This window comes from Streptomyces caeni (genome assembly GCF_042678285.1).
In the GTDB taxonomy this organism is placed as follows: domain Bacteria; phylum Actinomycetota; class Actinomycetes; order Streptomycetales; family Streptomycetaceae; genus Streptomyces; species Streptomyces caeni.
Map to the genome: position 1 here is coordinate 71,476 of NZ_JBHUDX010000021.1, position 19,884 is coordinate 91,359.

The following is a 19,884-nucleotide window of genomic DNA, read 5'->3' on the forward strand; positions in this document are numbered from 1 at the left end:
GGGCTTCTTGTCGGGAGCCCGGCAGCGACGAGCCGGTGCCCGCCGGGCTCAGGCTCCCGTCTCGATGCGGTCGGCCGTGCCCCAGAGCGTGTGGAAGCTGCCCTCGCGGTCGACGCGCCGGTAGGTGTGGGCGCCGAAGTAGTCGCGCTGGCCCTGGGTCAGCGCGGCCGGCAGGCGGTCCGCGCGCAGCGAGTCGTAGTACGACAGCGCGGCCGAGAACGCGGGCACGGGTACGCCGCGGCGGGCCGCGGTGGCGATCACCTCGCGCCAGGGCACCTGCGCCTGCGCGATCTCTGCGGCGAAACCGGCGTCGGCCAGCAGACTGACCAGACCCGGATCGGCGGCGTAGGCGGCACGGATGCGGTCCAGGAAGGCCGCGCGGATGATGCAGCCGCCGCGCCAGATCCTCGCGACCGCGCCGAGGTCGATGCTCCAGCCGAACTCGTCGGCGGCGTCCAGGATCATCTTCCAGCCCTGGTCGTAGGCGATCACCTTCGACGCGTACAGGGCCTGTTCCACCTGCGCGGTGAAGCGCTCGGCCTCGTAAGGCGCCAGGTCCGCGCCCGTGCCACCGGGCAGCCCCCGGTAGGCGGCGCGTAGTGCGGACTGCCCGGAGGCCGCTCGGGCGAAGGTGGCCTGGGCGATGGCGGTCACCGGGGAGCCCAGTTCCAGCGCGGTCTGCACGGTCCAGCGCCCCGTGCCCTTCTGGCCGGCGGCGTCGGCGACGACGTCCACGAAGGGCCTGCCGGTCGCCGCGTCCACATGGGACAGCACCTCGGCCGTGATCTCGATCAGATACGAGTCCAGGCGCCCCTTGTTCCACTCGCGGAAGATCCCGGCGATCGCCGCGGGGGAGAACCCGGCCACTTGGCGCAGCAGGTCGTACGCCTCGCCGATCAGCTGCATGTCCGCGTACTCGATGCCGTTGTGCACCATCTTCACGAAGTGCCCGGCGCCGTCGGTGCCCACATGGGTCGCGCACGGCTCGCCGTCCACCTTCGCGCTGATCTTCTCGAACATCGGGCCGAGCGCGGCATACGACTCCGCCGAGCCGCCCGGCATGATGCTCGGCCCGTGCAGTGCGCCCTCCTCGCCGCCCGAGACGCCCGCGCCGACGAAGTGGATGCCGCGCTCGCGCAGCGACCGCTCGCGGCGGCGGGTGTCGGCGAAGTGGGCGTTGCCGCCGTCGATGATCATGTCGCCGGGCTCCAGGAGCGGGGTGAACCCTTCGATCACGGCGTCGGTCGCCGCGCCCGCCTGCACCATGATCATGAGGCGGCGGGGACGCTCCAGCGCCGCCACGAACTCCTCGGCGGTCTCGGCGGCCACGAACGCGCCCTCGTGCCCGAACTCCTGGACCAGCGCCTTGGTCCTGGCCGGGGTGCGGTTGTGCACGGCGACGGTGTACCCGTGTCGCGCGAAGTTCCGGGCCAGGTTGCGGCCCATCACCGCGAGCCCGGTGACGCCGATCTGCGCGGTCGCCTGCATGCTGTGCTCCTTGGGTCCGGATCCGCCGCGCCCGCGCGTGCGGCGGACGGTGCGGATGTCGCTCGGTACGGCTCGTGCCGCTGTACCGATCGAGTACGGACGGCGGGGCGGGAGTTGCTCACCGCGCCGGGCGGCACCCGGTCCGCGGGACCGGCGGCCCCGCCCGCTCGCGTCCCGGCGTCGGGCAGCGCGGCGCCCGCCGTCAGCCGTCACACCCCTGTGCGCAGCCGCCACCCATGGTCCACCGGCCCGATCCCGGACCCCAGCGCGAACCCCGCCGCGATCGCCGCCGTGACGTACTCCTTGGCACCTCGCACCGCTTCCGGCACCGCGAGGCCCCGTGCGAGCCCGACCGCGACGGCGGAGGCGAGGGTGCATCCCGTGCCGTGGGTGTGACGGTTGTCGTGGCGCGGAGCGCGTAGCCAGTGCTCCTCGCGGCCGTCGGTGAGCAGGTCCACGGCCTCGCCCGGCAGATGCCCGCCCTTCACCAGCACCCATCGGGGCCCGTACGACAGCAGCCGCGCGGCCGCGCGGCGCAGACCCGGCTCGTCGGTCACCGTGACACCGGTCAGCTCCGCCACTTCGTCCAGATTCGGAGTGGCCACCGTGGCCAGCGGCAGCAGCCGGGTCCGTACGGCGTCCAGCGCGTCGTCGGCGAGCAGCCGGTCGCCGTGCTTGGAGACGCTCACCGGGTCCACGACGACCGGGGCCGCCCCGTCCGCGAGCAGTTCGGCCACCGCCGTGACCAGCGAGGGCGAGGCGAGCATCCCCGTCTTGACGGCCTGGACGCCGATGTCGTCGACGACGCTGCGGTACTGCGCGCGCACCGCCTCCACGGGCACTTCCCAAGCGCCCTGCACACCACGGGAGTTCTGGGCCGTGACCGCGGTGACCACGCTCATCCCGTGGGCGCCGAGCGCGAGCGTGGTCTTCAGGTCGGCCTGGATCCCGGCACCGCCGCCCGAGTCGGACCCGGCGATCGTCAGGACACGGGGCGGGGCGCTCATACGAGGGCCTCGCGCCGGCGGGGCCGCAACCGCTGCGGGGCACAGAGCGCGAGGACCACCGGGAAGGCCACGCGGTGTGTGAGGCGGGCGCCGTGCGGCGCACGGGCGGCCGGGCGCCGCCCGAAGGCGGCCCGTGGGCCGTCGGCGGCCAGACCGCCGGAAACATGCGCCGATGGCATGGAAGACATCCCTCCGCCAGTACGAACTGGTTCAGGTTCAACGGGTGTGATCTCAGCCCGCAGGGGCACCCCGTGTCCGGTACGGCGCACAGACTAACCCGGGGCCGGGGGCCTGCCGCACGGGAGGGCCGCCGCGGCGGGTTGCAGCAGTCGCGGGGGCCCGCCCGAACCGGCCGCCGAGCCGGAGAGCCGGAGTTGCGGTCCAGTCGGCCGTCGCGGTGGTCGGGTCGTGGCCCGCAGAGCACCGGTCCGTCGGCGGTGAGGAACGCGGCGTGCTCGGGCCGAGCCGCCCGCCGATCACCGTCGTGCTCGGCTCGCGGGACGTGGGGGCGCCGCAGATGCCCCCGCAGCGGGGGCCCGAACCCAGCGCTCCGGGTCCCGCGCCGCCCTGCGTGACGCGCTTCAGGCGGCGTGCTTCAGCACGTCCTCCGCCAGCTTCCGGTCCAGTGCCGCACGCACCAAGGCGGCGGCCAGCACGGCGGGTTCGGTGTCCCCGGCGAGCTCCAGCAGCTTCTTTGGGGCCTCGGGCAGCCCGAGCCGCCCCGCCCCCGACAGTGCCTTGGCGTCCAGGTAGGGGGCCACCTCCGGCCAGACCCGCTGCGCATCGCGCAGGAAGATGTCCGCACCGGCCGGCCCCATCCCCGGTATCTCCTGGAGCAGCCGGCGCATGGCCGCGACCTCCCCGTCGGCCTCCTTCCGCAGGCGCCGCAGGTCGCCGCCCCAGCGCTTCTGCAGCAGTTCGGCGCCGTTGCCGAGCTGGGTCGCCGTCCGTTCGTCGTAGCGCCGGTAGCCGCCCCGCACCAGGACGTCGACGCGCTGCTGCCAACCGGACCCGGCCATGCGGTGCGGATCGCTGAGGTTCGCGTCGTGCAGCGCGCGTGCCGTGGCGAGGACGACCGACGCGCGGATGCGGGCGCTCAGCAGCAGGGCCATCAGCAGCAGCCGGTAGAGCGGCTGCGGCGTGTCCTTGAGCCGGATGCCCGCCTCCTCGGCGTAGGTGCGCCCGTGCTCGGCGACGAGTTCCCGGATGACGCCGGCCGTGTCGTCGGTGCGGGTCATGACGGCTTCACCACCGTGGCTTGAGCGGATCATGGCCGAGCGTCATCGGGCGGTGGCGCCGCCGGTCCTCGCCGGCCTCGGGCTCGTTCTCCGTGTCCTGCTCGGCGGTCACCGTCTCCACGATGTCCCGCGTCACGCGCAGCCCGCCGTCCGTGAGATCCGTGTGCCGTTTCTGCAGGATCGCGAGGACACGCCGCCCGGTCGGGGTGCCCGCCCGTTCGGGCAGCGGTTCGGTCTCCTCCTCGCCGGTGCCGCCCCACACGCCCGCCGTCTGCCCGCTGCTCAGCGCCCAGGCCAGGCACTGGGCGATCACGGGGCGGCGGCGGCAGGCGCGTTTGGCGGCGGCGACATCGCCGAGGGCCGGCCCCGTCGTCCCGACGGGGAAGAACAGCTCGGGTCCTCGCCCCTGCATGCCGCATGCCGCAACCACTCCATGCGCGCCCGGGTCCCCAGGACGGATCGGGCGAGACAAGGCCGAGGGAGACGAAGCCGGGTCCGGGATCTTCCCAGCCGCCCGGCGGCGGTCTATAGTGAAAAACTAGCAGCGCTAATTAAGTCTCGTCGTCCGACCAGGAGTCCCGTCGTGCGTACCGTCCACTTCGCGGCAGCCCGTCGCACCCCCATCGGAAAGCTGCGCGGCGCCCTGGCCTCCGTACGGCCCGACGACCTGGCCGCGACGGTGATCCGCGGCCTGATCGCCGACGTGCCGGCCCTCGACCCGGCCCGCATCGACGACGTCTACTGGGGCGCCGCCAACCAGGCCGGTGAGGACAACCGCAACGTCGCCCGCATGGCCGTGCTGCTCGCCGGCCTGCCCGAGTCCGTGCCGGGTGCCACGGTCAACCGGCTGTGCGCCTCCGGCCTGGAGGCGGTGACGACCGCCGCCCGCGCCATCGCGGCGGGCGAGGCCGACATCGTGGTGGCGGGTGGCTCCGAGTCCATGAGCCGCGCCCCCTTCGTGCTGCCCCGGCCCGACGAGGCCCTGCCGCACCGGATCGAGACCGCGGACACCCGTCTGGGCTGGCGCCTGGTCAACCCGGCGATGAAGGACCTCCACGGCCTGCTGGCCATGGGAGAGACCGCCGAGGAGGTGGCCGAGCGGTACGGTGTGCCGCGCGAACGCCAGGACGAGTTCGCGCTGCGCAGCCACCGGCAGGCCGCGGACGCCCGCAAGAACGGCTGCTTCGACGACGAGCTCCTGCCCGTGACCCGCCCCGACGGTGTCGTGGTGACCGCCGACGAAAGCGTGCGCGAGGACACCTCGTACGAGAAACTGGCCCGCCTGAAGCCGGTGTTCCGCGACGGCGGCACGGTCACGGCGGGCAACGCCTCGCCCATGAACGACGGCGCGGCCGGACTCCTCCTCGTCAGCGAGGAGGCGCTGAACGAGCTCGGGCTCGAATCCCTGGGCCGCTACGTCGCCGGTGCCTCGGCGGGCGTCCACCCGGACGTCATGGGCATCGGTCCCGTGCCGGCCACCCAGAAGGCCCTCGCGCGCGTCGGCTGGAGCATCGGCGACATCCAGGAGGCCGAGCTCAACGAGGCGTTCGCCGCCCAGTCCCTCGCCTGTGTCGACCGCCTCGGCCTCGACCCCGAGCTGGTCAACCCGACCGGCGGCGCCATCGCACTCGGCCATCCGCTCGGCTGCTCCGGCGCACGCATCCTGACGACCCTGCTGCACCGCATGCGCCGCACCGGCTCCCGCCGCGGGCTCGCGACCATGTGCGTGGGGGTCGGGCAGGGCAGCACGGTGCTGGTCGAACGGCACTAGGGGGTGTTTCGAAAGTCCCGCACAGCACCCACGGCGCCCGGCACGCACTCTCGCGCACCGGCCGAGAACCCGGGTACGTCCAGTACGAGGACTTCCGGCCGGCACGCCGAGAGCGCGCTCCTCCACTCTCGGCTCCGCTCGCGCGGGCGGTGCCCCCACGACGCCGCCCCTCGACGGGCAGACGTCGCCTGTTGGGGCACCAGAGGGCCTCCGGGAGGCCGAGGGGAGCCCGGCCGGGGCCGGGCCGTGGCGGGCGAACGCGGTGAGACACTCCTTACGCGGCCAGATACATGGACATAGCATCGGTCCCCGCATGAACACGATGACGCTCTGGGACATATCCCTGTGGGGGTTCGCCGCGCTGGCCGCCGCGGCGATGCTCGTCGGCTTCTCCAAGACCGCGGTGAGCGGCGCCAACACGGTCAGCCTGGCGATCTTCGCCGCCGTGCTGCCCGCCCGCGCCTCGACCGGTGTCCTGCTGCCCGTGCTGATCGTCGGCGACGTCCTCGCCGTCCTCACCTACCGGCAGCACGCCCACTGGCCCACCCTGTGGCGTCTGTTCCCGGCGGTCGCCGGGGGTGTCGTGCTCGGCACGCTGTTCCTGGTGTGGGCCGACGACGCGGTCGTACGGACATCGATCGGCGCGATCCTGCTGCTGATGGCGGCGGTCACGATCTGGCGCCGCCGCAGCGCCGGCCAGCAGGACGAACCCGGCTCGGTGACCACACGCGCCGGGCGGATCAAGGCCCGCTCCTACGGCGTCCTCGGCGGCTTCACCACGATGGTCGCGAACGCGGGCGGTCCCGTGCTGTCGATGTACCTCCTGTCAGCGGGTTTCCGCAAACTGGGCTTCCTCGGCACCTCCGCCTTCTTCTTCCTGATCGTCAACGTCTCCAAGGTGCCCTTCAGCGCGGGCCTCGGCCTGATCGACGGGCGCTCACTGCTGCTGGACGCGGCGCTCGCGGTGTTCGTGGTGCCGGGCGCGGTCATCGGCAGGTGGGCGGTGAACCGGATCGACCAGCGACTCTTCGAGCACCTGGTGATCGCGGCCACGGTGCTCGGCGCGATTCAGCTGCTGCTGCGCTGAGCGCGGCCGGTCGGGCGCCGGAGCAGCGTGGGGAGGTCCGCGAAGGAGTCGAGGACGTGGTGGGGCTCGCCGCTCGCGTCCCGGTGGGTCTGCGGCAGGTACTTGCCGGTCTTCACGAGGACCCCGGTGATTCCGGCGCGCTGGGCCGCGAGGACGTCGGACTCGATGTCGTCGCCGACCATCAGTGTCCGGCCGGCATCGGCCCCGAGGTGGGCCAGCGCCGCCTCGAAGAACGCGGGCGACGGCTTTCCGGTGACCTCGGCCTGCGTGCGCGCGGCCTTCTCCAGCCCGAGCAGGAACGCCCCCGAGTCCAGCCGCAGCCCCCGGTCGGTGCGCCAGTAGAGGTTGCGGTGCATGGCGACCAGCCGCGCACCCCGCTGGAGATGGCCGAAGGCGCGGTCCAACTCCTCGTAGCCGAACTCGGGACCGGCACCGCCGAGGATCACGACGTCCGGGACGGTGCCGGCGTCGTCGACGAGGTCGACACCGGCGAAGTCCTCGCGGATGTCACCGCTGTTGAGCAGCCAGCACCGCGCGCCCGGACAGTGCTCGGCGAGGTGGGCGGCGGTGACGGCGGGCGCGGTGAGGATGTCCTCGGCGGTCACGGGGAAACCGGCCGCGGACAGGGCCCCGGCGATCGACGCACGGGTGCGGGAGGTCGTGTTGGTGAGCAGCGCGACGGCGAGATCTGAGTCGCGGATCTCGCGCAGTGCCTCGACCGTGCCCGGCAGGGGCTGCCACGAGACGGTGAGAACGCCGTCGATGTCGATGAGCACCGCACGCACGGAATCCATGCCAGGACGATAACGAGCGCCGTACCGGGGTGCCGGGACCTCCTCGGCCCCGCGCGTTTGCCGAGCCTCCGCGAGGGCGGGTGCGGACGCCCCGTAGCCTCGACGTCATGCCCCCGCACATCCTGGTCCTCGGCGGCACCACCGAGGCCCGCGAACTTGCCGCGTCGCTCGTGTCCCGCCCCGGGGTGCGGGTGACCACCTCCCTGGCCGGACGGGTGAGCCGGCCGGGAACGCTCGACGGTGACGTGCGCGTCGGGGGGTTCGGCGGCGCGGAGGGGCTGGCCGCCTGGCTGCGCGACCACCGCGTCGACGCGGTGGTGGACGCCACGCATCCGTTCGCCGCCGGCATCACGGCGAACGCGGCGCGGGCCGCGGCGGCCACCGGCGTCCCCGCCGTGGTACTGCGCAGGCCCGGCTGGAGCCCCGGACCCGGCGACCGCTGGCAGGAGGCGGCCTCGCTCTCCGACGCCGCGACCCTGCTCCCGCCGCTCGGCCGGCGTGTCTTCCTCACCACCGGCCGGCTGGGGCTCGCCGCCTTCGCGCACCTGACGGAGCTGCACTTCGTGGTGCGGTCGGTGGAGCCGCCCGAGCCGCCCGTGCCGCCGGGCGCGGAAGTGCTGCTGGCCCGCGGGCCTTTCACGGTCGACGGCGAAGCCGCGCTGCTGTGCGAGCACCGCATCGACGTGCTCGTGACCAAGGACAGCGGGGGAGCGGCGACGGCGGCCAAGCTCACGGCCGCCCGGAGCCTCGGGCTCCCCGTGGTCGTCGTACGCCGCCCGCCCCTGCCCGAGGGGGTGACGGCGGTGCCGGACGTGTCCGCGGCGCTGTCCCTGCTGGGGCTCGGCTCCCGGTGACGGCCGCGCCGGATCCGGCACCGGTCGACGGCGTGGGACAGCGGGCGGCGCCGGGGTGCCGGGGTGCTGGCGTACCGGGGTGCCGGGCGAGCGCCGGGTTCCGGGCGACGGCGGGGCGCGCGGGCGGTGCCGCTACTCGGCGGGGCGGCCCGGGTCCCGGGGATGCCTGCGCAGCAGATAGGTGTCCATGATCCAGCCCTTGCGCTCGCGGGCCTCCGCGCGCAGCCGCCCGATCCGCTCGGCCGCCTCCGCCAGGGGGCCGGAGACGAGTATCTCGTCCGGTGTGCCGATGTACGCGCCCCAGTAGATGTCGATGTCCTGGTCCGCGTACCGCCGGAAGGTCTGGTGGGCGTCGAGCATCACGACGACATCGTCGGCGCCCTCGGGGAAGCCGTCCGCGAGCCGGCGGCCCGTGGTGATCTGGACGGGCCGGCCCACTCGGTTGAGCCCGGTGCGGTGCCTGGCGGCGAGGGCCGAGACGCTGCTGATACCGGGCACGACCTCGTACGAGAACGTCACCGTGCCCCGGTCCAGGATCTCCTCGAGGATGCCGAGCGTGCTGTCGTACAGCGAGGGGTCGCCCCACACCAGGAACGCACCGCTCTCGTCCTCGCCCAGTTCCTGAGCGATCAACCGCTCGCAGACATCGGCGCGCGCCGAGCGCCAGTCGCCGACGGCGGGGGAGTAGGCGGTGCCGCCCGCGGCCCGGTCGCGCTCGGGGTCGCGGGCCTCGACCAGGCGGTATGTCCCCTTGGGCAGGTGCGTGTCGAGGATGTCACGGCGGAGCCGCACGAGGTCCGACTTCACCTCGCCCTTGTCGAGGATGAAGAACACATTCGTGCTCTTCAGCGCCCTGACCGCCTGCAGGGTGAGCTGGTCGGGGTCGCCCGCCCCGATGCCGATGACATGAATCCTTCGCACACCGAGAGTCTGCCGTACGCCACCGACGGCACGCGCACGCCCCCGCCCTGCCCGCCTCAGGGCCGCTTCCCGCGCAGCCGGGGCGCCCACGCCCGCGCGTCGACACCGGCCGCCTCCCGCTCCAGGACGGCGGCCAGTTCCCTTGCCCAGGCGACCAGTTCCCCCACCTCGATGTCGTAAGGACTGGACCGGTCCGCCCCGGCCGCCCATTCCTGGACGGCCCCCGCGCCGCGCCGCAGCAGCCGGGCGCCGCCGGTCGCGTTGCCGCGGGCCGCGTGCGTGAGACCGACCGCCAGCTGGGCGAGCCCGCGCCACAGGGCGCGGTCCTCGTCGGTCCCCGACTTCCAGGCGTCCTCGAAGACCTCGTGCGCATGGAACGGCAGCCCGGCGTCGAGCAGGGCCTGGGCTTCGGCGACGGTGTCCTCGGGGCTGCGTGCGACGCCCTCCGGCTGCCGCGCCACACCCTGGGAACCGTACGGCAGGGGCCGTCCCAGGCCGTCCCGGGGCCGTGCGTTGCGGGCCCGTCCCTCCGCGTCCCGGTCGCGGTCCGGGCCCGGTCCGACATCCGATGCGTCGCTCATACCCCTGATTGTCCCGCGTCCCCCGGCCCTTTTCGAGGCAGCCCGCGTCGTGGGGTAAAGTGCTGTTGCGCGATCACGCGGAACACCGCGGGAAGCGCAACGGGACGTGGCGCAGCTTGGTAGCGCACTTGACTGGGGGTCAAGGGGTCGCAGGTTCAAATCCTGTCGTCCCGACGTAGAGATCGATGATTCTTGCAGATGAGGGGCACTCTTCGGAGTGCCCCTCATGCGTGGGCGGACCAGCGGCCGGTGCCGCGCGCCCGGCGGTGAGGTGGCGGAGCGTCACACTTCCGTTCGCCCCACGTCGATGCCGAGTGCCGCCCACAGCTCCCGCTCTACGCGGCTCGGCGGGGTGGTGGAGCACCGCTCCGGGTGCCCGGCCGGCGGGCCCTGCGGAGCGAGGTCGGGGCCGGGGTAGGGGTAGTGGACGCCGGGCAGCGGTCCGACGCTGAAGGCGCCGATGCCGCCGAGCTGGAGGAACAGCTTCAGCGCGACGGCGTTGGCCCTGCCGAGCCAGAGCCTCACCTTCATCCCGCCCCCTCCTCTCCTGTTCGGGGGCCGGCCCGGGGACGGCCCCCGAGGCCGTCCCCGGGCGAACCCCCGGTCGGCACCCATGGTCAACGGTCGCCCTGAAGCGCCGCTAAAAGGCGGGTTGTGGCACGGCCCAACGGCACGGCGTGAAAATTTCATATCCCGAGGCAACAAATTTCCCGGCCGAAATCATGATCGGCTAAGTGTCGTCGCGGGCGGCAACGTGCCAATGTTCCGACAGGCGGAAGGAGCAGTGGCATGGAGATCGGCGTTCTCGGGCCGCTCGTGGTACGCATCGACGGCACCTCCGTGGTGCCGAGCGCGGCCAAGCCGCGCCAGATGCTTGCGCTGCTGGCGGTCAATGCGGGCTGGGACGTGAATGTGACGACCCTGGCCGAGGAGCTGTGGGACGCGAGCCCCCCCAGCGGGCCCGCGGGTGTGGTGCAGACCTATGTCAAGCAGCTCCGCCGGGCCATCGCCCTCGCCCTGGGACCGGAGCGCGAGTGCACCGCGAAAGAGGTGCTGAGCCGCGGCTACACCGGGTACGCGTTGAATCTGCCCGCGCCCGTCATGGAGGCCGATGTCTTCCAGCAGCTGACCGGCCGCGGGTTGCGCGCTCTGGCCGGCGGTGACGACGAGACCGCTTCGAAGCTGCTGGGGCAGGCGCTCGCCATGTGGCGCGGGCCGGTGCTCGCCGACGTACGCATCGGGCCCGCGCTGCGCGTCGAGCTCCTGCGGCTGGAGGAGACACGGCGCTCCGCGCTGGAGGGGCGGATCACCGCGGACCTGCGGCTCGGCCGGCACGCCGAGGTGATCGGCGAACTCCTCGCGCTCACCGAGCAGTTCCCGCTGCAGGAGAGCCTGCACGCCCTGCTGATGCTGGCGCTCTACCGGTGTGGACGCTCGTGGCAGGCGCTCGAAATATTTCGCAAGCTACGCGCGTCGACCGTCGACGAGCTAGGAATAGAGCCCTCCTTGCGCGTCCAGCAGCTGCACCGGGCGATCCTGGCCGCCGATCCTCAGCTCGACGTCACCGTACCGAGTTTGGCGGCCTTTTAGCGGTCCCGCGCACTGTGGGGGCCGCGCCGGACGGCCGGCGCCCGGGTGCCGACGTACCGCGGACCCGGCCGGACCGCTCATCCCCTGGACGGAACCGAGACGGAGCACCATGACGCGATACCTGTCCTGGAAGCGCCCGGACCACGAACCGGGACCCGCGACACGGCTGTTCTGCTTTCCGTACGCGGGGGGCGGAGCCTCGGCGTACCGGCGGTGGCAGCGCGGCCTCGACGCCCATGAGGCCGGAGTACGGGTGATGCCCGTGCAGCTGCCCGGCCGGGAGGGACGGATCAACGAACCCAGGTTCACCGATCTGGACGCCCTCATCGACGACATGGACGCCCAGCTCGACGACGAGCTGGGCGAGCCCCACATCTTCTACGGGCACAGCATGGGGGCGCTCATCGCGTACTCCCTCGCCCGGCGGCGGCAGCAGCGCGGTGCGGCCCTGCCCCGGGCACTCGTGCTGAGCGCCTACCGCGCCCCGCACCTGCCGGCCCCGCCGATCGCCGACCCGGACGCCGCGGACGAGGAACTCGTCGCCGCCCTGGTGGAACTCGGCGGCATCCCGCAGGCGCTGCTCGACCATCCGGAGTTCCTCTCGGTGCTGCTCCCGGTGGCCCGCGACGACCTCCGGCTGTGCATCGGCAGCGTCGCCGCGCACACCGAGCCGCTGCAGGTACCGCTGCACCTGTTCGCGGGAAGCGGGGACCGGCTGGTCACCGTGCCCGAGATGCTCTCCTGGCGGCGGCACGCGGGGCGCGGATGCGAAGTGCGTACGATGTCCGGCGGGCACTTCTTCGTCAAGTCGGACGAAGACGCCTTCCTGCGTGAACTGGCCTCCCTGACACGCCGGTACGCCACCGAGCGGGTCGCGGTCTGAAGCCCGGCAGGGCGGCCGGGGCGTGAGAATCTCACGTTTCGGCTCTTCCCGGGTCATGCCGGGCCCCTGCCGGCATCCCTGCGGCGGCGTCGGCCGCCCCCGGCCGGGTGCCGCCCCGAACTGTGTGCGGATCCACCGCGAAAGGAGCACGTCCCGTGACACACGACGCCGCGGAGGGCGCCGTCCGGAGCTCGGCCTCACGGCCGGCCCGGGTCGCCTGGGGGCTGCTGTCCGCCCTCCTGCTGATCTGGGTCGTGTTCGAGGCGGTGAAGCACGGCGGATGGGTGATCGTCGCGGCGGTCGCCGGTGTCGTCGCACCCGACCTGTCGTTCCTCGTCGGTGCCTCCGGCCCGCACGGGCACGGCCAACTGCCCCGGAAGACCGTTCCGGTCTACAACTTCGTGCACCGGCCCGTCGTGGCCCTCGCCGTCATGCTCACCTGTCTGGTGCCCGATTCCCCGGGCGTCGCCGTCCCCCTGTTCACCTTCGGCCTGGCCTGGATGCAGCACATCGCCTCCGACCGGGCCTTCGGGTTCGGCCTGCGCACCGCTGAAGGCTGGCAGCGCTGACCGACGGCGCGACGACGGCCCACCGTCCCCGGAAGGGATGTGAGCCGTTCCGCGTTCGCGGCGCTTTGGTCCCGCGCAAGCCCTTGCTGCGAGGCTCGTCCGGGTCCCCGACAGCGCCTCTCGCCGCGTGTCGGACACCCGGACCGCCGCATACAAGTACCCGCTGAGCACCGGTTGCCGGAGGAAACGCATGGAAACGACGGACACAACGGATACGACGGAGACGACGCACGACGGGCCGGAGACCGGTCGACCCATACTGGACTACCCGTTCCACCGCCCCTCCGCCGTTGAAGTGCCCCCCGTCTACGAAGAGTTGAGGGCCAAGTGCCCCGTCGCCCACGTTCGGCTGCCCAGCGGCGACGAGGGCTACGTGGTGACCCGCTACGACGATGTGCGCACCGTTCTCGCGGACGCCAGGTTCAGCCGGGCCGCCACCATCGCCCCCGGCGCGCCGCAGCTCACCGCGACACCTCCCGTTCCGGGCAGCCTGTTCACCACGGACGCGCCCGAGCACACCCGGCTGCGCAGGCTCGTCTCCCGCGTGTTCACCGCCCGCCGCGTGCAGAACATGCGTCCCCGGATCCAGGAGCTGACCGACGGTCTTCTGGACGGCATGGAGAAGCTCGACGGGCCGGTCGACCTCAACACGGCCCTGGCCTTCCCGCTGCCGGTGATGGTGATCTGCGAGCTGCTCGGTGTGCCCTTCGAGGACCGCGACCGGTTCCGCGAGTGGTCGGACGCCTTCGTCTCGCTGACCGCGCACACCCCGGAGGAGACCGCCGCTCAGCGCCAGCAGATGATCGAGTACCTGGCGGCGCTGGTCAAGCGCAAGCGGGAGGAGCCGACGGACGACCTGATGGGGGCGCTCGTCGCCGCCCACGAGGAGGAGGGCAGCCTCAACGAGTACGAGCTGATCGTCATGGCGGCGACCATCCTCGTCGCCGGCCACGAGACCACCGTCAGCATGATCGGCAAGATGGTCCTGACCCTGCTGCGCCATCCGGAGCACATGGCCACGCTGCGCGCGCACCCCGAGATGATCGACCACGCCATCGAGGAGCTGCTGCGCGTCAACCCGATCGGTGACGGAGGCCCGCTGCGGATCACCCTGGAGGACGTCGAGGTCGGCGGCACCGTCATCCCCGAGGGCAGCGCCGTCCTGGCCGCGGTCTGCTCCGCCAATCAGGACCCCGCGCGCTTCACCGGTGCGTCGGCGGACGAGTTCGACCCCACCCGGCCCGACGCCGTCCACCACCTCGCGTTCGGCCACGGCCCGCACTTCTGCCTGGGCGCCGCGCTGGCCAGGGCGGAGCTGCAGATCGTCATCTCCTCGCTGCTGAACCGCTTCCCGGGCCTGCGGCTCGCGGAAGAGGTCGATGCCCTGGAGCTGACGACCGGGATGATGGTGCACGGCCTGACCCGGCTGCCCGTCACCTGGTGAACGATCCGGCAGAACGCCGCCCGGCCGTCATCAGGTGACGGCCGGGCGGCGGCACGACCGGCCCGTCCGAGACGGCCTCCGCCCCGTCCCCGACGGGCCGGCGGCCGGAGAAGGGCCCACCCCGGCGGGGCGGCCGGCCCCCGGGGGCGGGTACGACAAAGACCACGGCCCGTACGCTCTCGTGCGGGCCGTGGCCGTGCGCGGTGCGCCCGGCCCTCAGCGGTCTCCGGGCACACCGGTCACACGCGGGTGGCGGGGGACTGCGCCTCCACGGCGTGCGGGCCGGGCTTCTGCAACTGGAAGTACGCGCCTCCCAGCACCCTCTCCTTCAGCTTCTGGCTCTGATCGACCGCCCGGTACAGCGAGCGGCGGAAGACACCGCCGGCGCCGTGCAGGGCGAACAGCCGCTCCTGCCGCAGCTGCAGACCGCGCGACTTGTCGACGGACGCCTCCCGCGACCGCTGGAATGCCTCGCCCGCCCGCAGCAGCGCGGCCTCGCTCCCGCCCTGGTCGAAAGCGTCGCGCACCAGCGGGGCCAGCGTCACCGCGTCGATGATGGCGTGATTGACGCCCTGCCCGAGGATCGGCGTCAGCGTGTGCGCCGCGTCGCCCATCAGGACCAGGCCCGGCTTGGACCAGCGCGGCACCAGCGCGGTGAAGATGTCCAGCATCGAGGTGTCGGACCACGAGCGGATCTCGCTGCGCACCGACCCGGCCAGCTCGGGTGCGAGCCGGTCCAGCCGCTCGTACAGCGCGGGCAGACCCTGGGCGCGCAGTTCCTTCAGCCCGCCCTTGGGAATGTTGAAACCGACGCGCACGCTGTCCGGGCGGGTCGGGATGAACAGCCCGTGCTGATCGCCGCGGATCCGGATGCGATACGTGCGGTCGTCCCACTCGGGCGGGAACGGCAGCTTCAGCCACACCACGTCACGGTCCAGCGGCAGCTTCGTGTACGTCAGCCCCGACATCTCGCGGACCTTGCTGAACCGGCCGTCCGCCCCCACCGTGAGCGCCGCGCGCACCGTGATCTCGCCCTCCGGGGTGCGCGCCGTCACCCCCTTGACCGGACCGCTGTCGCCCCCGGCACGCACCAGGCGGTTCACCGTCGCCCGGCGCACCAGGGTGAAGTGCTCCGGGTACTCCTCCTGACCGAGCCCGGCCAGGGCCGACAGCAGAGCGGGCTGGGGCATCTCCACCGGATAGGGGTGCGGGTAGGGGAAGCGCCGGAAGTCGGCACGCAGCACCGTGCTGCCGGAGTCGACGATCTCCATGCGGTGCATCTGCTGGTAGGCGCCCTCAAGCCGGCCGAGCACACCCAGTTGGTCGAGCAGCCACACCGAGTCGGGGGAGACCGACTCGCCCCGGAACGACCGGTCGAAGTGGCCGCTCTGCTCCAGGACCACGACGGACACCGAACGCTTGGCGAGTTCCACGGCCAGCGTGAGCCCCGCCGGGCCTCCCCCGACCACGCACACCTCTGCGGTCAGCTCAGTTGTCATCGTCACTGCTGCCTTTCGGACGAGGTCATGGTCCGCCGATGGTCCGCACCTCGCCTAAAGCAGCTCTTGCGGGCACCGCGCGCACCAGGGGCGGGCCCCGGGCGCAAGCCCGTCTTTAGGGCCGGGACCCAAGCTCCGGACAGCCCGCCCGCTCCGGCAGAGAGGCGAACAGACCGTGAGCACAGCAGTGAAGACGTCCGGCCCGGGGCACACCGCGCCTGCCGGCCCCCTGGACCGGCTGCGCGCGTTGCACGGCGAGAAGAGGCTCGCCGACGAGTACCCGTCGGTGTCCGGACTCCTCGCTGAACTCGCCCAGTCCGACGACGCGTTCAGCCTGCTCGCGCGTGCGGGCCGACTGCTCGCCAAGGTCGCCCCCGAGGACGTCGTACAGCGGCATCCCACCGTGGTGCCCGCCACCGTCGCCGTCACCGGACACGGCACTCTGGACGGGCTGACGGCACCGCTCACCGCCGAACTGGCCCGCCACGGCATCCCGTCGCGTGTCAAGACCGGCGACTACGACTCCTGGCAGCGCGATCTGCTGGACACCGGCAGCGACGTGTACGCGCCCGGCACCGAACTCACCCTCTGCCTCCTCGACGCCCAGATCGTCTTCGACGAACTGCCCCTGCCCTGGGGCCCGGAGGACGTCGCCAGGACCGCCGCCGGCAAACTGGAGCTCCTCGACCGGCTCGCCGCCCACTACGACGAGCACGGCACCGGCACCCTGGTGCTCAACACCCTGCCGCTGCTGCGCACCCACACCCACCAACTGGTCGACCATCGCTCCCGAACCGAACTGTCCGCCGTCTGGCGCGAGTTCAACGCCGGGCTGCTGCGGCTCGCCGCCGCGCACCCGCGGCTGCACGTCGTCGACCTGGAGCCGCTGGTCGCCGAGGGCGGACCGGTCCGCGACCCCCGGCTCGCCGCCTACGCCAAGGCGCACCTCGGCGAGGAGGTGCTCGCCCGGTACGCGCGCGAGGCGGGCCATCTGCTGCGGACACTGCGCGGCCGGGCCAAGAAGCTCCTCGTCCTGGACCTCGACAACACCCTCTGGGACGGCATCCTCGGCGACGACGGGCCCGACGGCATCGCCGCCGCCACCACCTACCGCGGTGAGGCCTTCGGCCGGTTCCAGCGGGTGGTCAAGCAGATCGGCGGCCAGGGCGTGCTGCTCGCGGTGTGCAGCAAGAACGACCGCGAGCCGGTGCTGGACGTGCTCCGCGACCACCCCGACATGACCCTGCGCGAGGCCGACTTCGTCCGGATCAGCGCCGACTGGGAACCCAAGGACGGCAACATCCGGAACATCGCCGCCCGGCTCAACCTCGGTACCGACAGTTTCGTCTTCGCCGACGACTCGCCCTTCGAACGGGGCCTGGTCGCGTCCTCGCTCCCCGAGATCGCCGTGATCGGGCTCGACGAGGAACCGGCGCTGCACATCGACCGGCTGCTCGCGGACGGCTGGTTCGACGTACGGGAACTGACGACCGAGGACCGGGGCCGCGCCGTGCAGTACCGCCAGGAGGCGGAACGGCAGGACCTCCAGCAGACCACCGGCTCGATGGAGGAGTATCTGCGCGCCCTCGGCGTCGAGGTCGAGATCGCCCCGGTACGCGACCACGAAGTGGCCCGGGTCGCCCAGATCACCCTGCGCACCAACCAGTTCAACCTCACCACCCGCCGGCTCCAGCCGTCCGACGTCCGTGAGCGGCTCGACTCGCCGGGCCACCTGGTGCTGGCCGTGCGCTCCCGTGACCGCTTCGGTGACAACGGGGTCGTCGGCGCCCTCTTCGCACACCGGCAGGACGAGGCCCTGCGCATCGACAACATGCTGCTCAGCTGCCGGGTCTTCGCCCGCGGCATCGAGCAGGCCACGATCGCCGCGCTGCTGGAGCACGCCGTGGACTCGGGTGCGGCCGAGGTACGCGCGAGCTACCGGCCCACCGCCAAGAACCACAAGGTGCGCGACTTCTACCCGTCGCTCGGCTTCGAGCGGGTCGCCGAATCGGCGGACGGCACGGTCGAGTTCCGGCACGCGCTCACCCGGCTGCCCGACGTGCCCGGACACGTGACCCTCGACGCGGGTTTCCAGCACACCGCCGGATGACCCGGGCCCCGGCCCCCACGGGGCTGCCCGGAGCCGGTCGTCGGCCGGTCACCGGGATGCCGTCCGCCGCGCGCCCGAATGGCCCCACATCCGGCCGCGCGGGCCCCGCACCGCCCCACCGCGTACCGGGAACGCACAAGCGTCTCCTTAGCGCCCCGGACGACGATCGTGATGTCAGAGCAACCCGTGCCGGCGCCACGCCAGCGGATCTCGGAGAGGTCGGGGAAAGACGTTGACGAACTTCCGAACCTTCACAGAACTGGTTCTGGAGCGCACCGAAGCCCGCAGCGCCGCGGATGCCTTCATCTTCCTGCCCGAAGACGCCCAGGGCTCGGTGCCGCAGCACCTCACGTCCGCCGGGCTCGACCAGGAGGCGCGCCGGATCGCGTCCTGGCTGCAGGAACGCGGAGCCGCGAACCGGCAGGTCCTCCTGCTGTACCCGCCGGGCCTGGACTTCATCAAGGCGTTCACCGCCTGCCTGTACGCCGGGGCCGTGGCCGTGCCCGGACCGCTGCCCACCGAGCAGGGCCAGCACTTCACCCGGGTCTCCGGCATCCTGCGCGACGCCGAGGCCTGCGCCGTGCTCACCGACTCGGCCAACGCCCCCCAGATCTCCGCCTGGCTGTCCACGGAGGGCTTCACCGACGTGGCGTGCCTGGCCACCGACGATCCCACCGAGGGCGATGCGCACGCCTGGCACACGCCCTCCCTCACCCCCGAGAGCCTGGCCTTCCTGCAGTACACCTCCGGCTCGACCAGCGAGCCCAAGGGCGTCGTGGTCTCGCACCGCAACCTGCTCGCCAACGAGGCGGCGATCCAGCGGTCGATCGGCACAGGACCGGACACCGTGTGCGGCGGCTGGCTGCCCTTCTACCATGACATGGGCCTGATCGGGCACATCCTCCACCCGCTCTACCTCGGCGTTCCCGCCGTGCTGATGGCCCCCTTCACCTTCCTCAAGCGCCCCTATCGCTGGCTGAAGATGATCGGCGACTACGGCATCACCACCGGCGGCGCCCCCAACTTCGCCTACGACCTGTGTGTGCGCCGCGTCACCGACGAGCAGCTGGAGACGCTCGACCTGTCCTCCTGGACGACCGCCTGCAACGGCGCCGAACCCGTCAGGGCCGAGACGATCAGCGCCTTCACCGAGCGCTTCGCGCCCGTCGGCTTCCGCCCCGAGAGCATGTTCCCCTGCTACGGCATGGCTGAGACGACCCTGCTGGTCTCCGGCATCCCGCGCGGCGCAACCGCGCGCGTCCTCGACGTCGGCGCTGAGGCCCTGGAGCGCGGCGAACTGGCCGGCCCGCGCGTCGGCGAACCCGCCCGGACCCTCGTCAGCAGCGGCATCGCACGTGACTTCGAGGTCCGCATCGTGGACCCGGAGACCCAGGTCGAGAAGCCCGAAGGACACGTCGGCGAGATCTGGCTCAAGGGCGACAGCGTCGCCTCCGGCTACTGGAAGCGGCCGCAGACCAACAAGGAGATCTTCGACGCGGCGATCTCCGACGGCACGGGCGGACACGACGGCGGCGGCTGGCTGCGCACCGGCGACATGGGCGTCCTGAAGGACGGACAGCTCTATGTCACCGGCCGGCTCAAGGAGATGGTCATCCTGGCCGGTCGCAACCTCTACCCCCAGGACGTCGAACGCGCCGTCCAGACCAGCGACAAGGCCTTCCGCATCGGTGCGGGCGCCGTCTTCTCCGTCGAGACCGACCGCGAGCACCTGGTCGTCATCCAGGAGGTGCGGCCCGGCGGCATCTCCACCGACCTGCACACCGTTGCCTCCGGCGCCCAGAGGTTCATCAGCAAGGAGTTCAGCATCCCCGCCGGCAACGTCCTGCTGGTGCGCCCCGGAACCGTCCGCAAGACGACCAGCGGCAAGATCCAGCGCACCCTGATGCGCAAGCTGTTCCTCCAGGGCCGCATCACCCCGCTGCACGAGGCCCTTGAGCCGGCCGTCCGCGCACTGGTCGCCTCCGCGGAGGGCACGGGCGCCGCGGACACCGCCGACGCCGTCCCGTCCCTGGAATCGGTGGTCTGAC

General features: G+C 72.6%; 18 protein-coding genes, 1 tRNA gene and 1 riboswitch. Of the genes, 10 read left to right on the forward strand and 9 right to left on the reverse strand.

Annotated features, from left to right (window positions below; all coding sequences use genetic code 11):
- Nucleotides 1–48: 48 nt before the first annotated feature.
- The 4 genes from gndA to ACFSL4_RS08750 form a co-directional block, all read right to left on the reverse strand.
- Nucleotides 49–1,488, reverse strand: coding sequence for an NADP-dependent phosphogluconate dehydrogenase (gene gndA / locus ACFSL4_RS08735; RefSeq protein ID WP_381080272.1), 1,440 nt, complete (start codon nt 1,486–1,488; stop codon nt 49–51).
- Nucleotides 1,489–1,697: 209 nt separating this feature from the next.
- A complete protein-coding gene (gene thiD / locus ACFSL4_RS08740; RefSeq protein ID WP_381080274.1) occupies nt 1,698–2,495 on the reverse strand; it encodes a bifunctional hydroxymethylpyrimidine kinase/phosphomethylpyrimidine kinase in 798 nt (265 codons plus the stop codon).
- A gap of 170 nt (nt 2,496–2,665) precedes the next feature.
- Nucleotides 2,666–2,757: riboswitch (TPP riboswitch) on the reverse strand.
- A gap of 319 nt (nt 2,758–3,076) precedes the next feature.
- Complete coding sequence (locus ACFSL4_RS08745; RefSeq protein WP_381080276.1) at nt 3,077–3,733, reverse strand: endonuclease; 657 nt, start codon at nt 3,731–3,733, stop codon at nt 3,077–3,079.
- A gap of 7 nt (nt 3,734–3,740) precedes the next feature.
- Entirely contained in the window at nt 3,741–4,145 is a 405-nt protein-coding gene (locus tag ACFSL4_RS08750; protein WP_381080278.1) for a WhiB family transcriptional regulator, read from the reverse strand.
- Between the two features lie 171 nt (nt 4,146–4,316).
- Here ACFSL4_RS08750 and ACFSL4_RS08755 point away from each other — a divergent pair, with 171 nt between their 5' ends.
- Complete coding sequence (locus ACFSL4_RS08755) at nt 4,317–5,504, forward strand: thiolase family protein (RefSeq protein WP_381080280.1); 1,188 nt, start codon at nt 4,317–4,319, stop codon at nt 5,502–5,504.
- Between the two features lie 313 nt (nt 5,505–5,817).
- Nucleotides 5,818–6,591: a sulfite exporter TauE/SafE family protein gene (locus tag ACFSL4_RS08760; protein ID WP_381080282.1), complete on the forward strand. Its 774-nt coding sequence runs from the start codon at nt 5,818–5,820 to the stop codon at nt 6,589–6,591.
- Here the strand turns inward: ACFSL4_RS08760 and ACFSL4_RS08765 are convergent.
- Nucleotides 6,573–7,385 (reverse strand): HAD-IIA family hydrolase, encoded by an 813-nt coding sequence (locus ACFSL4_RS08765; RefSeq protein WP_381080285.1) that lies wholly within the window; start codon nt 7,383–7,385, stop codon nt 6,573–6,575. The two genes, ACFSL4_RS08760 and ACFSL4_RS08765, sit on opposite strands and share 19 nt — an antisense overlap.
- Nucleotides 7,386–7,492: 107 nt before the next feature.
- Here ACFSL4_RS08765 and ACFSL4_RS08770 point away from each other — a divergent pair, with 107 nt between their 5' ends.
- The gene (locus ACFSL4_RS08770) at nt 7,493–8,239 is read left to right on the forward strand and encodes a cobalt-precorrin-6A reductase (RefSeq protein ID WP_381080287.1); all 747 of its coding nucleotides are present in this window, start codon (nt 7,493–7,495) and stop codon (nt 8,237–8,239) included.
- Nucleotides 8,240–8,371: 132 nt separating this feature from the next.
- On the opposite strand, the gene cobF is transcribed toward ACFSL4_RS08770, so the two are convergent.
- Both cobF and ACFSL4_RS08780 read right to left on the reverse strand, forming a co-directional pair.
- Nucleotides 8,372–9,160: a precorrin-6A synthase (deacetylating) gene (gene cobF, locus ACFSL4_RS08775; protein WP_381080289.1), complete on the reverse strand. Its 789-nt coding sequence runs from the start codon at nt 9,158–9,160 to the stop codon at nt 8,372–8,374.
- A 56-nt stretch (nt 9,161–9,216) separates the two neighbouring features.
- On the reverse strand, nt 9,217–9,741 hold the full coding sequence (locus tag ACFSL4_RS08780) for a DUF309 domain-containing protein (RefSeq protein ID WP_381080291.1): 525 nt from the start codon (nt 9,739–9,741) through the stop codon (nt 9,217–9,219).
- 100 nt (nt 9,742–9,841) lie between these two features.
- Between ACFSL4_RS08780 and ACFSL4_RS08785 the strand changes: the two genes are divergently transcribed.
- A tRNA-Pro gene (locus tag ACFSL4_RS08785) sits at nt 9,842–9,915 on the forward strand.
- Nucleotides 9,916–10,023: 108 nt separating this feature from the next.
- On the opposite strand, the gene ACFSL4_RS08790 is transcribed toward ACFSL4_RS08785, so the two are convergent.
- Complete coding sequence (locus tag ACFSL4_RS08790) at nt 10,024–10,272, reverse strand: DUF6059 family protein (RefSeq protein ID WP_381080293.1); 249 nt, start codon at nt 10,270–10,272, stop codon at nt 10,024–10,026.
- A gap of 258 nt (nt 10,273–10,530) precedes the next feature.
- On the opposite strand from ACFSL4_RS08790, the gene ACFSL4_RS08795 reads away from it, so the two are divergent.
- The 4 genes from ACFSL4_RS08795 (at nt 10,531) to ACFSL4_RS08810 (ending at nt 14,227) form a co-directional block, all read left to right on the forward strand.
- Complete coding sequence (locus ACFSL4_RS08795; protein ID WP_381080295.1) at nt 10,531–11,331, forward strand: AfsR/SARP family transcriptional regulator; 801 nt, start codon at nt 10,531–10,533, stop codon at nt 11,329–11,331.
- A gap of 109 nt (nt 11,332–11,440) precedes the next feature.
- Nucleotides 11,441–12,214 (forward strand): thioesterase II family protein, encoded by a 774-nt coding sequence (locus tag ACFSL4_RS08800; RefSeq protein ID WP_381080297.1) that lies wholly within the window; start codon nt 11,441–11,443, stop codon nt 12,212–12,214.
- Between the two features lie 155 nt (nt 12,215–12,369).
- The gene (locus tag ACFSL4_RS08805) at nt 12,370–12,783 is read left to right on the forward strand and encodes a DUF4260 family protein (protein ID WP_381080299.1); all 414 of its coding nucleotides are present in this window, start codon (nt 12,370–12,372) and stop codon (nt 12,781–12,783) included.
- Nucleotides 12,784–12,973: 190 nt separating this feature from the next.
- Nucleotides 12,974–14,227, forward strand: coding sequence for a cytochrome P450 (locus ACFSL4_RS08810; RefSeq protein ID WP_381080301.1), 1,254 nt, complete (start codon nt 12,974–12,976; stop codon nt 14,225–14,227).
- Between the two features lie 239 nt (nt 14,228–14,466).
- Here ACFSL4_RS08810 and ACFSL4_RS08815 read toward each other — a convergent pair whose 3' ends face one another.
- Nucleotides 14,467–15,726: an FAD-dependent oxidoreductase gene (locus tag ACFSL4_RS08815; RefSeq protein WP_381080303.1), complete on the reverse strand. Its 1,260-nt coding sequence runs from the start codon at nt 15,724–15,726 to the stop codon at nt 14,467–14,469.
- 175 nt (nt 15,727–15,901) lie between these two features.
- On the opposite strand from ACFSL4_RS08815, the gene ACFSL4_RS08820 reads away from it, so the two are divergent.
- Both ACFSL4_RS08820 and ACFSL4_RS08825 read left to right on the forward strand, forming a co-directional pair.
- Nucleotides 15,902–17,836 carry an HAD-IIIC family phosphatase gene (locus ACFSL4_RS08820; protein WP_381080305.1) on the forward strand — a complete coding sequence of 645 codons (1,935 nt, stop codon included), beginning with the start codon at nt 15,902–15,904 and terminating at the stop codon, nt 17,834–17,836.
- Nucleotides 17,837–18,068: 232 nt separating this feature from the next.
- Nucleotides 18,069–19,883 (forward strand): fatty acyl-AMP ligase, encoded by a 1,815-nt coding sequence (locus tag ACFSL4_RS08825; RefSeq protein WP_381080307.1) that lies wholly within the window; start codon nt 18,069–18,071, stop codon nt 19,881–19,883.
- Nucleotide 19,884 lies beyond the last annotated feature (1 nt).